General features: G+C 52.9%; 10 protein-coding genes. 4 read left to right on the top strand and 6 right to left on the bottom strand.

The features are described 5' to 3' along the window. Position 1: 1 nt before the first annotated feature. Together guaB and QZ279_RS02515 are read right to left on the bottom strand one after the other, a co-directional pair. Positions 2 to 1,450 carry an IMP dehydrogenase gene (gene guaB / locus QZ279_RS02520; protein ID WP_293447506.1) on the bottom strand — a complete coding sequence of 483 codons (1,449 nt, stop codon included), beginning with the start codon at positions 1,448 to 1,450 and terminating at the stop codon, positions 2 to 4. Positions 1,451 to 1,527: 77 nt separating this feature from the next. Further along, positions 1,528 to 2,517 carry a tellurium resistance protein gene (locus QZ279_RS02515; RefSeq protein ID WP_293447503.1) on the bottom strand — a complete coding sequence of 330 codons (990 nt, stop codon included), beginning with the start codon at positions 2,515 to 2,517 and terminating at the stop codon, positions 1,528 to 1,530. A gap of 201 nt (positions 2,518 to 2,718) precedes the next feature. Between QZ279_RS02515 and QZ279_RS02510 the strand changes: the two genes are divergently transcribed. The 3 genes from QZ279_RS02510 (at position 2,719) to QZ279_RS02500 (ending at position 6,725) form a co-directional block, all read left to right on the top strand. Beyond that, on the top strand, positions 2,719 to 4,764 hold the full coding sequence (locus QZ279_RS02510; protein ID WP_293447500.1) for an ASKHA domain-containing protein: 2,046 nt from the start codon (positions 2,719 to 2,721) through the stop codon (positions 4,762 to 4,764). Between the two features lie 724 nt (positions 4,765 to 5,488). Beyond that, positions 5,489 to 5,776 carry a hypothetical protein gene (locus QZ279_RS02505; protein WP_293447497.1) on the top strand — a complete coding sequence of 96 codons (288 nt, stop codon included), beginning with the start codon at positions 5,489 to 5,491 and terminating at the stop codon, positions 5,774 to 5,776. Positions 5,777 to 6,272: 496 nt separating this feature from the next. Next, a complete protein-coding gene (locus QZ279_RS02500) occupies positions 6,273 to 6,725 on the top strand; it encodes a hypothetical protein (RefSeq protein WP_293447494.1) in 453 nt (150 codons plus the stop codon). An 87-nt stretch (positions 6,726 to 6,812) separates the two neighbouring features. Here QZ279_RS02500 and QZ279_RS02495 read toward each other — a convergent pair whose 3' ends face one another. The 4 genes from QZ279_RS02495 to QZ279_RS02480 all read right to left on the bottom strand — a co-directional run bounded on the left by QZ279_RS02495 (position 6,813) and on the right by QZ279_RS02480 (position 12,496). After that, complete coding sequence (locus tag QZ279_RS02495; RefSeq protein WP_293447491.1) at positions 6,813 to 8,624, bottom strand: ATP-binding cassette domain-containing protein; 1,812 nt, start codon at positions 8,622 to 8,624, stop codon at positions 6,813 to 6,815. A gap of 82 nt (positions 8,625 to 8,706) precedes the next feature. Beyond that, positions 8,707 to 9,432 carry a GNAT family N-acetyltransferase gene (locus tag QZ279_RS02490; protein WP_293447489.1) on the bottom strand — a complete coding sequence of 242 codons (726 nt, stop codon included), beginning with the start codon at positions 9,430 to 9,432 and terminating at the stop codon, positions 8,707 to 8,709. Continuing rightward, positions 9,429 to 9,695 (bottom strand): hypothetical protein, encoded by a 267-nt coding sequence (locus QZ279_RS02485; RefSeq protein ID WP_293447486.1) that lies wholly within the window; start codon positions 9,693 to 9,695, stop codon positions 9,429 to 9,431. Before QZ279_RS02485 ends, QZ279_RS02490 begins: the two co-directional genes overlap by 4 nt. Then, positions 9,695 to 12,496 carry a glutamine-synthetase adenylyltransferase gene (locus QZ279_RS02480; protein ID WP_293447483.1) on the bottom strand — a complete coding sequence of 934 codons (2,802 nt, stop codon included), beginning with the start codon at positions 12,494 to 12,496 and terminating at the stop codon, positions 9,695 to 9,697. The genes QZ279_RS02485 and QZ279_RS02480 overlap by 1 nt, the downstream gene beginning before the upstream one ends. A gap of 82 nt (positions 12,497 to 12,578) precedes the next feature. Here QZ279_RS02480 and QZ279_RS02475 point away from each other — a divergent pair. Further along, positions 12,579 to 12,946, top strand: a 368-nt coding sequence (locus QZ279_RS02475; RefSeq protein ID WP_293447481.1) for a YbaK/EbsC family protein, incomplete at its 3' end; no start/stop codon positions are given.

Below are 12,946 nucleotides of genomic sequence, written 5' to 3'. Positions count from 1 at the left end.
TTTATCCGATCCGGTAGTTCGGCGACTCACGCGTGATTTGAACGTCGTGTACATGGCTTTCTTTTAGCCCCGCACCCGTGATTTTCACAAAATCGCAATTCTTGCGCATCTCTGGGATCGTCGCACAGCCTGTATAACCCATTGCAGCCCGCAAACCGCCCACCAGTTGGTGGACAACCGCAGACGCAGAGCCCTTGTAGGGAACTTGGCCCTCAATACCTTCGGGAACCAGCTTGTCAGAGGCCGCGTCTTTCTGGAAATAACGATCCGCAGAGCCACGCGCCATCGCACCAAGACTGCCCATACCACGATAGCTTTTGAAGCTACGGCCTTGATATAGAATGACTTCTCCCGGGCTTTCATCCGTTCCTGCGATCATTGAACCAACCATAGCACAAGATGCGCCAGCGGCAATTGCCTTGGCAAAATCACCAGAAAACTTGATGCCACCGTCTGCAATGACAGGAATATCTCCCGCAGCAGCAGCGCAATCCATGATCGCGGTCAGCTGTGGCATTCCCACGCCCGCAACCATGCGGGTTGTACAGATCGAACCAGGGCCAATGCCAACTTTGATCGAATCCGCACCAGCGCCGATCAACGCGCGTGTCGCTTCACCAGTGACAACATTGCCAACCACGATTTGCACATTATTGGAGATACTCTTGGCACGGGCAACCGCCTTAGCGACGCCCTCAGAGTGACCGTGCGCTGTGTCGATCACGATCATATCGACCCCTGCATCCACCAATGCCTCGGACCGCGCAAAGCCTTCATCGCCCACGGTCGTCGCCGCAGCAACGCGCAAACGTCCCAGCGAGTCTTTGCAGGCTGTCGGGTTCAGCACCGCCTGTTCCGTGTCTTTCAACGTCAAAAGACCCGTCAACTTGCCCTGCTCATCCGTCACCAGCAATTTTTCGATCCGACGCGCTTTCATCAGGCTTTTCGCCTCTTCAAGATCCGCAGGTTCGTGCAAAATGGCAAGGTTTTCAGAACTCATCATCGTGTACACAGGTGTTTTATCATCCGTCGCAAAGCGCATGTCGCGGTTGGTCACAATGCCCACAACACGGCCCGTTTCATCAACAACAGGGAAACCCGTGACGCGGTAGCGTTCTTGTAGGGCTTTGGCATCTGCCAGTGTTTGATTTGCGGTCAAAGTGATCGGATTATACACGATCCCGCTCTCGAACCGTTTGACGCGACGCACTTCGCGGGCCTGCGTTTCAATATCAAGGTTGCGGTGAATCACACCCATTCCGCCCGCTTGCGCCATAGAAATCGCCATCAGCGATTCCGTGACTGTATCCATCGCGGAACTGAGCAACGGGATATTCAAGGCAATCGCCTTGGTCACAAACGTGCGTGTGTCTGCCGTACTTGGCAGCACGCTGGACGCGGCTGGAACCAGTAAAACATCGTCAAAAGTGAGGGCCTCGCGAATCTCCATGGGAGTCTCCTTGGGAGTGTCGTTTGGCAGTTTCCTATTTCACGGGTTTGGCCGAATGAAAAGAGCTTTGAGACGCTTTATGCGACTGCGGCCCCTGTTTTCGTGGCCAGTGCGCCAGTTGACCACATCTTAAGGACGCGAAACAGGATGAAGGGCGTCAGGACCGTGCCTAGAGCAAGGGGAATTAAAGCGAGCCAACCAAAGGCACTGATCTGAGCGCTTAACGTAAAGAATGCGGCGCTGAACGCGGCAATCGGGAATGTGAATGCCCCCCACAGCGGAGAAAAGCCCGCAATGGTCAAATAGCGAGCGCGACTAATTAGAACCCCTGCAATGCCCATCGCACCAACCGCAAAGACCAAAGCAAGTGTTGTGTGTCCAAGCAATGTTGAAACGGTTGTAAACAAGCTAACGGGTGCCAAATGTATTGCCAAAAGCGGGCGCACTTGCTCTGGCAGATCGCCTTTGCTCATCTGTAAAAGGCTGATGCCGTAAATGCAGACTGCGACTATGATTGTTATGGTTAGTATAGTTTGACCCAACCCAGTATATCCCAAGGGGACCGCTGCCAAGCAGGCCACTATGAAGCCAACAAAACTCAGATGCCAAGCGGGCGACACAATCAAACCTTGCGGCGTTCGCATCATGATTAAGATCGCTAAACCAGCTGTCGCGATATGCCCCAAAAGCCCTGGAAAAAGCGCGAATGCCGCGACTAAAGGCGACACAGGTGCAATTGCAGCCGAAAAGAGGAAAAGACTTACGGTGAGTGCCGATACGCCAGCACGTCCCGGCACACTTGCCATGTCTTCAATAATCACCGTTGGGCGTGCGCCAATCTTTGTCAAATAACACGCCACGATGAACACCAAAAGAACACTACCAAATCCTAAAATTATGTAACTTGCGAAAGGGCTTACCCCTATTGGAGCAAAATCAGCAGCGGCCCGCCACGCAAGCCCCAAGCCCATCAATCCAATGAGTGCAGGAAACAATGCCGGCGGAGTGCGACGCCAGAAATCTGTATTAGTCACTTGATCGACAGGCGAAGGCGTCTGAAGGGACATGGGTTGGGGTCCTTGGTGTGTCGGTAACTTGCTTAACAAGCGCAATAAACATTGAAATGTCCATGCTTTGAAACCCAACGAATACCGCAAAGTGTAAATAATGACGCCGATTGTTAAGTTTATGACGTTTGCACGCTTTCCCTTTGACGCGCGAACCCTAATGTAGCGACAAAAGCTGTCCAACTCACAGGTACAAAAATTATGTCTGGCGATCCTCTTGTAGTCTTCACGCCTTCTGGCAAGCGTGGTCACTTTCCACTTGGCACACCTGTCCTCACGGCTGCACGTCAGCTTGGAGTTGATCTTGACAGCGTCTGTGGGGGTCGCGGGATTTGTTCCAAATGTCAGATCACCCCGTCTTATGGAGATTTCTCCAAACATGGCGTGACGGCTGTTGAGGGCGCTTTGTCCGAGTGGAATTCAGTCGAGCAACGTTATGATGATAAGCGTGGCCTGAAAGCAGGTCGCCGCTTAGGGTGTCAGGCGACGGTACAAGGTAACATTGTGATCGATGTGCCTGAAGAAAGCCAAGTGCATAAGCAGGTGATCCGCAAGGCCGCTTCAAACCGCGCGATCACGATGGATCCGGCAACGCGCCTATATTTCGTCGAAGTTGATGAACCCGACATGCACACGCCAACAGGCGATCTTGAGCGCGTCGCACGTGCGTTAAAAGAACAATGGGATATTGACGATGTCCGCACTGCCCTGCCCGTCCTAAGTAAACTGCAACCGGCTTTGCGCAAAGGCAAATGGCAGATCTCCGTCGCGCTGAATAAGGGGCACGATGAAGAGCACGCGCGCATTTTGGATGTTTGGCCCGGTCTTTATGAAGGTGGTCTTTACGGCCTTGCAATTGACCTTGGATCAACCACCATCGCAGCGCATTTGTGTGATCTTGTGACAGGCGAAGTCAAAGCGTCCTCTGGCCTGATGAACCCGCAAATTAGGTTTGGTGAAGACCTGATGAGCCGCGTTTCCTACGTCATGATGAACCCGGGCGGCGACGTCGAAATGACCGTTGCCGTGCGCACATCTATCAACGGCTTGATCGAAAGCATCGCAACTGAGGCCGACATTGATCCGAACGCGATTTTTGAAACCGTCTTTGTATGTAATCCCGTGATGCACCACCTGCTTTTGGGCATTGATCCTGTCGAACTTGGCCAAGCGCCATTTGCGCTCGCAACGTCTGGCTCAATGAGCCTTGATGCGCGCGAAATGGATCTGCACGCGATGAATGACAACGGGCGTGTCTACCTTCTGCCGTGCATTGCAGGCCATGTTGGCGCAGACGCCGCTGCTGTTGCATTGTCCGAAGAGCCCGGTAAATCCAAAGACTTGGTACTCATAGTTGATGTGGGCACTAACGCCGAAATCTTGCTTGGTGACGAAAGCCGTGTGCTTGCGTGCTCTTCCCCCACAGGCCCAGCCTTTGAAGGTGCGCAGATCAGTTCAGGCCAGCGCGCCGCCCCCGGTGCGATTGAGCGCCTTGAAATAAACCCCGCCACCAAAGAACCGCGTTTTCGCGTGATCGGCTCTGACATTTGGTCTGATGAAGATGGGTTCGATCTTGCTGTTGCGACCTCTGGAATCACTGGGATCTGTGGCTCTGGCATTATTGAGGCCGTCGCTGAAATGCGCATGGCGGGACTGCTTGATGAAAGCGGCTTAATTGGATCAGCCTCGCAAACAGGCACACAACGCAGTTTCCCCGAGGGACGCACACATTCCTATTTGATCCATGATGGAACAGCGGATGGTGGACCACGCATCACCGTGACACAGGGCGACATTCGTGCGATTCAGCTCGCGAAATCAGCGCTTTACGCAGGTGCGCGCCTTTTAATGGATGAACGCGGTGTAGACACTGTAGATCGTGTTGTCCTCGCAGGAGCATTCGGCGCGCATATCTCGCCCAAACACGCGATGGTGCTTGGTATGATCCCAGATGCACCCCTTGATAAGGTGACCAGTGCAGGAAACGCCGCTGGTACAGGCGCACGCATTGCCCTTTGCAACGTGACGTCGCGCGCCGAAATCGAAGCCACCGTTGGTCAGATCACCAAAGTCGAAACCGCGATTGAACCGAAATTCCAAGAGCACTTTATCAATGCCAGCGCGATACCGCACAAGACGGACCCTTTCCCCGAGCTCAGTAAGATCACAACCTTGCCGAACGTTAGTTTCAATACAGGCGGTGGTGATGGCGAGGGTGGTGGACGTCGTCGCAAACGACGCGGCTAAGAAAACTTAACCGAATTGGGATGCACACGTATCCCAATCTATATGCGGGTATGGTGAAGAGGTATCACGGCAGCGTCTCAACATAACGTGTTCTCTACCGTACTCCACCAAAACGTACCAAGACCTTTGAAAATATTGGACAAACGGTTGAGTGTTCGCCCCGCCTTGTTCTAGCGAATTGCGGTGATTTATCCGCAAAGCGCTTACAAAGGCATGACTAATTATGGCAGCAGTAAAAAAAGCTTACCCAAACAGCTTGCTAAAAGGGTCCGCCAAACGAAAAGATTTGGGACACTGAGGTCTAAGGTTTCGGCCTTTTCACAGGCAAAGCACGCAAGACCTTTTACTTTCAGCATGACGTAATGGACGCACCCAACGGACAAAGCCTTGCAACGTCCCACAGGTGCCCGCAGCCAACGCTCGTGGTGACGCATTACAACTAGCAACTGACCAAGCCTCTGCGTTTCAGCAAAATGTCTCGCACTGGCGAAGGTGCCTACACTGGAACGGCCGATGGAAACCTATCTTGCCCGTCCCAAGCTGCGAACAGACGCCAACAAGACGTTGATCAAAGGTCAGATGCGCAATCATCTGTCTAAATGGCTTCACGAGCTGCTCGACGAAATCACAAAGGATATGTGCGTGTCGTCGCATAAGCGTATAGTAAAGAGCGGCAAGCGCGGCGCACATTTGACCGTCCCGAAAGCCCAACAATGGCGATTGAGTGGTACGCAGAACAGGCCTCAAAGCTTGGCGTGAAGCTGTGGACAACCTACCGAATGACGTTCACCGCGCCTTCTATCGGTTCCTGCTCTTTACGGATTTGCGATGGGAAGAAGCCCTGTCGCTGCGCTGGGATCAAATCCAAGATACGCACCCGCCCGAAACGAAGAACGGTCGTGCGTTCGACCTGCCCCTACTTCCTGAGCATCACGCAATCATTGAACCGTTGAAGGTGTATCGTTCCGACTATGTGTTTCATGCCAAGAAGCAGGTTCTGCATGTGCGGTAGCCCGCACGCCTCAAATGGTCGCCACTCGCCAACGTCAGTGACAGGTAAGCACTTCGTTGTGTCTAATCACGAGCTTCTACGTGAGCCAATGGCTGTGCGGTCGTCGCTTGAAGCGTGGCGTTGCGATGGGCGTGGATTAAAATTCTACAAGATGGCAGGTCGCGTAAAGTATAAAATATCAGATTTCGACGCTTAGGTGAAATCTAGCCGCGTAGAAACGCGGGGATGATCATCATGGAATGTGTGAAATTGTGGCGAGACCTCGCCACTGTGAGCGGCCATCCTGTGCGAGAGTGGAGCGTTAAAGATGAAAAATGGTGGTATCGTCCTATCGGCAAGCCGCTGAGGGATGATCTCATTTGTGAACACCTTACGCATGGCGAAGACTTTCGCACTATTTGGCTCAACCTCGGTTCAGAAAACGATCCTGAAAGACTCCGTAATACACGCTGTCTTATCTTTGGCATTGATGATCACAACATGCGAATGACAGTCGGTGAGGTTTTATGCGCAGCTATCACACGTCGTTTATGCCCTGATCGAAGATGACATGCCTCACAAACTATTCCTGTCGGGCGGCGGTCATGGAATGAACATCTGGGTCACGTTCGATGCACCAAAGCGCGTTGACGTTATGAAACAGCTTGCTGACTTCATCCTTAAGAAAGCAGGCCTTAAACGCAAGGCAGGCGGTGAATTCGCGGATGCCTTTGTCAAGAATTACGACCCAGGTACTCGCGACGATTGGGCTGCGACTGGACTCTGCCTGCAAGCGGCGTTTGGCAAAGAAAACGAATGGGATCGCCTATCCAGCGCCTCACAATACAGGCCGCTGCCGTTCTGCCGGTTTGCCGGTTTGCCGAGGCGAAGGGTTACTCGGGCAAAATACCTTTCACAGCGACCGAGAAACGCAAACTGCCGACCAAACGGGCTACTGAATGTGAACTAAATCATTGGTAAAATTTGCATCACGTAAGCTGCCTACGCTTTAGGTACAGGTTCAATTCCCGTTACCCGCTCCAAAATTTGCCGATAATCAGCTGCCCGCTTTTTCCTCAAGCAGCAGCCATTCTTCCTCTGCATCGCTCAGCGCTGTGTGGCGCTCAACCAACGCGTCACTGGCCTTGGCAAATTTTGCAGGTTCTTGCGTGAACAAATCAGGCGTGCCCAAGAACTCTTCAAGCTTGGCAATTTCTGCCTCCAAGCGCTTCATTTCTTTGGGCAACTCTTCCAGACGATGCTTTTCACTGAACGTCATTTTGCCAGTCTTGGGTGCATCGCTTCCAGAACCACCTTTCGCAGACTTGGTCGACGACGCCTTAACCGCTTGGGCCACATCATCTGCGCGCTGCATCTGATAATCGGTCCAGCCGCCCGCATACACAGTCGCTTGACCATCGCCTTCCATCGCGACGGTCGTGTTGGCAACGCGGTCTAAAAAGTCACGATCGTGACTGACCAACAAAACAGTACCAGGGTATTCGCCCAGTAGATCCTGCAACAGATCCAATGTTTCTACGTCCAAATCGTTTGTGGGTTCGTCTAGCACAAGAACATTGCTTTCGCGTGCCATGATCTTTGCCAGCAAAAGACGCGCCTTTTCACCACCCGACAAGGACCGCACAGGTGCGCGCGCTTGACCGTCATCAAACAGGAATTCTTTCAGGTAGCCGACAACATGCTTGGGCATGCCACGCACCATGATCTGATCCGCTTTACCAGACACTCGCATTTCAGGATCGCCCGTCAGACTGTCCCAAAGTGTTATATCAGGATCAAGCTGCGCGCGCGCTTGATCAAAGATCGCAACTTCCAGCTTACTACCAAGCTTCACAGTGCCGCTATCGACAGGTTCCTGCCCCATCAGCATTTTGATCAATGTTGTTTTGCCAACACCGTTTGGTCCAACAAAGGCAATGCGATCCCCACGCTGAATGGTGAGCGAAAACTTCTGAACGATGTCTTTGCCATCGAATGCTTTGTACAGCTCGAACGCCTCAATCACCTTCTTGCCGGACTTTTGACCATCCGCCAGCGCCATCGCAGCTGTTCCCTGACGCTTGATCTGGGATGACTTCTCTGCCCGCAAATCTTGCAACGCACGCACGCGACCTTGGTTGCGCTTGCGACGCGCAGAAATGCCCTCAACCGCCCAACGTGCTTCCGACTTGATCTTACGATCAAGCTTGTGGCGCTGCATGTCTTCTTCTTCCCACAAAGTGTCACGCCATGCTTCAAAGCCCTCAAAGCCTTTTTCCTGACGGCGCACTTGACCCCGGTCAATCCAAAGCGTCGCGCGCGTCAAAGCCGTCAAAAATGCGCGGTCATGCGAGATCAAAACAAACGCTGTGCGCGTCGTTTTTAACTCGGTCTCAAGCCAACCAATCGCTTCAATATCAAGGTGGTTTGTCGGCTCGTCGAGCAACATCAAACCGGGGGCTTCCGCCATTAACTTCGCCAAAGCAGCGCGACGGCGCTCTCCACCAGAAGCGGTTTCAACCGCGCGCGCAGGATCAAATTTCAGACCCGCACCAGCGCGTTCGACCTTGTAAACTTCAGACGGATCAAGTTCGCTCAATGCGAAATCGCCAAGCGTGGCAAAACCCTTCATCTCGGGCTCTTGTTCCATGTAGCCAACATTGATGCCCGGCCCAGCAACAATTGAACCTTTGTCAGGTTCGACCAAACCAGCCATGACTTTCATCAAGGTCGATTTTCCAGATCCATTGCGCCCAACCAATGCGACGCGGTCGCCAGGTTGAACAGCAAGATCAAGGTGATCAAATACAGGATCTCCCCCAAAAGTCAGGGAGATGTCGGAAAGCTGAAGAAGGGGTGCGCGTGCCATAGGTGCCAGCTACGCAAGCTGGGCGCAAAGGTCAACGCACCCTGTTTCACCTTTTTCAAATATCCCCCGCACAGCGTCTGAATTAGCCAACGACAGCACGTAAAAGCCGCTGACGGGCTAAGGGGATTTTTCGCACTTCGACGCCTGTGAAAACATGCAACGTATTCATTTTTTGATCTATAACCGCATGATCGCTAACCCATCCCCCCATTAACAAGTAGGTGCGCAACAACGGGGGCATCGTATTGGGGACAACCTTGATAACGGGCATATCGCCCACAAGGTTAGAAAACTGAATAGCACCCCCAGCTTTGACACGTGGTGCCCACCGAATTGGAGCAGTATGGCGTGCGTTCAAAACGGCAAAGCTGTCTAAATATGCACTCGCATCCGTGCCCGCAAAAGAGGAGCAACCAAACAACAACTCGATCGCGTTGTTATCTACAAAAGCCGTCACAGCCCCCCATGCCACACGCAAAAGATCAGTATCCACACCGCACTCAGGATGCGTGCAAAACCGGCCCATCTCAACCATCGGGCCCTCAAAATGCGCCAAACGGGAAAGATCGTAGAACTGCGCCGAATAGCTTTTCGACACATCCTTTCCGGTTAATTTGAGCATACGGTAGCAACATTTCAGCGTGCCATCATGCAGATCTTCAATCAAAATATGTGTGCACTCCGCATCCAATGCATCACCGTCATCACACCCGAACGCTAAGGTGCGAAGCGCTTGCGCGGCACGCACATCAATGGGTTCGCAACTTGCGCGCGCGCGGTACTTGCCTTTGGTCAAAAGCTGCGTCACGGGCGCTCGCGATTGCGCCATCCGCCGCGACGGCGCGGGCGATCACTCGCAGTTAGACCGTCTCGTAGAACAAGGGTCATCGGATGATCTTCGCGATCAAATCTCTTTAAAAGGATATTGATCGCAGTCGCGCTATCGCCTTCTAGGTTCAGCGCAAAATCCAGAAAGATGGTGCGACATTCCGATGCCGTTATACCCTCGATGTTATAGGCTTCGGCTATTAACCCCTTTGGATCAAACTCATCACCTTTGAGTGCGCGCATTATTCATCCTCTTTCATGGCTGGAACCACATTCACTAAAACCGCTGCAGTCTCTTGTGCGATTTCAACGATCCCGTTGCGCAAATCATCTAAGCTTTCAAAGCCCGTTTCACGCAGCAAGAATGCAAGTCCGCCCTGGCCAATTGAAGACGGCATTGCATCATCAGCAATCACCGTTTCGCTTAAAAGCTTCATCGCAAGCTGCATAGTCCAAAACAGCCTGTAACTGCGCGTCAATGCTGCACAGTCAGCGACCTCCATCCAACCCAAAGCGACGCAATGCTTCAAGCCCTCTTCAATATCCCGAGTGGTCGCACCCCTTCCAAGCAGGCCCGCTTGAGCAATCAATTCGATGTCTTGCACCCTACCCGCACCAAGCTTGCCATCCCAAAACTGCGCTTTTTTTGCTGCTTGAATACGCTGACGCATCTTACCGACTTCGCTCAAAATCATTTGAGCATCACGATCACGCTCGATAATCGACACCCGCAAGGCTTCTACATCGCGCGCGAGTGCATCGTTGCCAGCCACGACCCGTGCACGGGTCAATGCCAAGTGCTCCCACAGCCAAGCCTGATTATTTTGATAGTCTTTAAAGCTCTCCCAAGAGGTCGCAACAGGCCCTTTCGTCCCTGACGGACGCAAACGCATATCAACTTCGTACAATCGCCCCTCAGCAGTTTGCGCAGTCATCGCAGTAACCATTGCTTGGGTTAATCGTGCGTAATATTGGCGCACAGGCAGGGGACGTTTCCCAACAGTCGCCTCGACGCCGTCCGCATCATATATCATTATCAGGTCAAGATCCGACGTTGCATTCAGTCGACCCGCACCAAGCGATCCCATTCCAACAATAACCGCACCCCGACCTGGAATTTGGCCATGTTTTGTAGTAAATTGCGAAATCACATGGGGCCAGAGCGCGCGCAATGACGCCTCTGCCAGCTCGGCGTAGCGTCGCGCAATTTGTTCAGGTGTCGCCAAGCCACGCAAATGATGAACCCCAACCCCGAAATGCCATTCTTTGGACCATCGGCGTGTCGCATCCAACTTACTTTCGTAATCAGTTTCGCGTTGAAGAATATCGGACAGTTCTTCACACAGAACGTCTCGACCGGGCCAATCCTCAAAGAAGCTACCCGCGATCACCGCATCAAATACCCCCGCATTCTGTGATAAATGACGTGCAAGTGCAGGGGCTGTTCCAACGATATCAATCAACAGGTCGATAAGTTGCGGATTGGCTTCGAAAAGCGAAAACAGTTGAACACCCGCAGGAAGGCGCGCAAGAAATCCGTCAAATGCCAAAAGCGCTTCGTTCGGTTTTGAAGCTTGTGACAAGCGATCGACGAAATCGGGTTTAAGACGTTCGAAAATTTCCAAAGCACGCGGCGAACGCAGTGCGGGATAGGTCTGCCAACGCTCAATGATCGTGTCGTCCAAAGAGTGCGACACAGACTTTGTATGTGTCTTTGTAGGTGCCTCTGGCGCAAAAAAACCTTCCGTCAGCTCATGCACAGCAATTAGGCGTTCAAGGAGATCGCCGCGCAATTCAGCCGCGTCACGTCCCATAAATGCTGCCAAACGCGCAAAACCCTCATCAGACTTAGGCAAGCTATGGGTCTGGGCATCGCCAATCATTTGTAAACGGTGCTCTACCTCGCGATGTGCTCGGTAGTGTTCTGTTAGATCCTGCGCCGCCGCATCGGGCACCCAGCCTTTTTCGCTAAGCACCGTCAAGCCTTCGACGGTCCCAAGAACACGCAAGTCAGGATCGCGCCCCCCTGCGATGATCTGGCGGGTTTGTGTAAAGAACTCGATCTCGCGAATGCCACCACGCCCAAGCTTCATATTATGTTCGGGCAATTTGATCGCTCCGCCCAACCCTTTGTGTTCGCGGTAGCGCAGTCGCATATCATGGGCGTCCTGAATTGCCGCGAAATCCAGATGCTTACGCCACACGAAAGGCGTCAACGTTTTCAGAAACTTAGCGCCCGCCTCAAAATTACCAGCGCAAGGACGCGCTTTGATATAAGCAGCGCGTTCCCATGTACGGCCAAGGCTTTCATAATAACGCTCAGCCGCCTCCATCGCCATGCAAACAGGCGTGACGCTTGGATCAGGGCGCAAGCGTAAATCAGTGCGAAACACATAACCCTCGCCTGTGAGATCGTTCAACATGGCCGACATCTTACGTGTTGCGCGCACGAAAGAGGCACGCGCCTCGTAAAAATCATCCGGCGCAAAGTGGGTTTCATCGAACAGGCAAATCAGGTCGATATCAGACGAGTAGTTCAACTCATGCGCACCCATCTTACCCATGGCCAACACGGTCATCCCACCCGCATCCTGGATGTTGTCCTGCGTCATGCCTGGCAACTTGGCGCGTGCAATCTCTGCACCAATCGTGGCGCGCAAGGCGCATGTCACCGCAAGATCTGCAAAATCTGTCAGAACGCTTGTCACTTTTTCCAGCGGCCAAACACCGCCCAGATCCGCAAGGCCTGTGATAAGCGCAATCCGTCGTTTGGCCTGTCTCAATGCGATGGGAAGCGCTTTGCTATTTGTTTCATGCAACTCCACGAAAAGTGTTTCAATCGCGATATCTGGCGCCTCAAGTGCCGTTTGCAGCCACTCCGCTTCCTTCCCGATTAGTCCCTTAAGATAGGGACTGCACCCTGCCGCACCTCGGATCAGGTCCATTTGATCCGCGGGCAAAGACGGCAGAAGGTTTAACGCATCCTGCCCTAAGGAAACATCAAATGGCGTTGGCACACGGGTTATGGACGTGAAGTCTGTCATACGAACATCAATGCGTGCGGCGTGCGGATTTGCAAGAGCACAAACGATAAGCTTTATCGGTTTAAGCAGTTTGGAGCCTAACATGAGCAAATCCTTAGAGCGTGTACGCGCCGCCCTCTTGGCAGCGGGTCTACCGGATACGATCCGCGAAACAGGCCAAGCCACAACCGCACAAACGGCTGCAGATGAAATTGGCTGCGAAGTCGATCAGATCGTGAAATCTATTATTTTCCTCGGGCAAACGTCGGGCACCTGTCTCTTGTTCCTAACTGCTGGCGGTAATCAGGTGGACGCGACCAAAGCATCAAATCTGGCGGGCGAAGCACTGGGCAAAGCAGATGCTGCTATTATTCGTAAACAAACCGGCTTTGCGATTGGCGGGGTGTCTCCAATTGGACATCTCACGCCGCCCATGGCGTTTTTCGACCCTCGACTAAGCGAATTCACCCA

Source organism: Planktotalea sp. (assembly GCF_018607965.1).
GTDB lineage: Bacteria > Pseudomonadota > Alphaproteobacteria > Rhodobacterales > Rhodobacteraceae > Planktotalea.
The sequence above is the reverse complement of the archived record's forward strand: the minus strand, read 5'-3'. Positions and strand labels throughout refer to the sequence as shown.

Coding starts and splice junctions, on each gene's coding strand:
- guaB (WP_293447506.1), bottom strand. CDS start 1,450: ATGGAGATTCGCGAGGCCCTCACTTTTGACGATGTTTTACTGGTTCCA.
- QZ279_RS02515 (WP_293447503.1), bottom strand. CDS start 2,517: ATGTCCCTTCAGACGCCTTCGCCTGTCGATCAAGTGACTAATACAGAT.
- QZ279_RS02510 (WP_293447500.1), top strand. CDS start 2,719: ATGTCTGGCGATCCTCTTGTAGTCTTCACGCCTTCTGGCAAGCGTGGT.
- QZ279_RS02495 (WP_293447491.1), bottom strand. CDS start 8,624: ATGGCACGCGCACCCCTTCTTCAGCTTTCCGACATCTCCCTGACTTTT.
- QZ279_RS02485 (WP_293447486.1), bottom strand. CDS start 9,695: ATGCGCGCACTCAAAGGTGATGAGTTTGATCCAAAGGGGTTAATAGCC.
- QZ279_RS02480 (WP_293447483.1), bottom strand. CDS start 12,496: ATGACAGACTTCACGTCCATAACCCGTGTGCCAACGCCATTTGATGTT.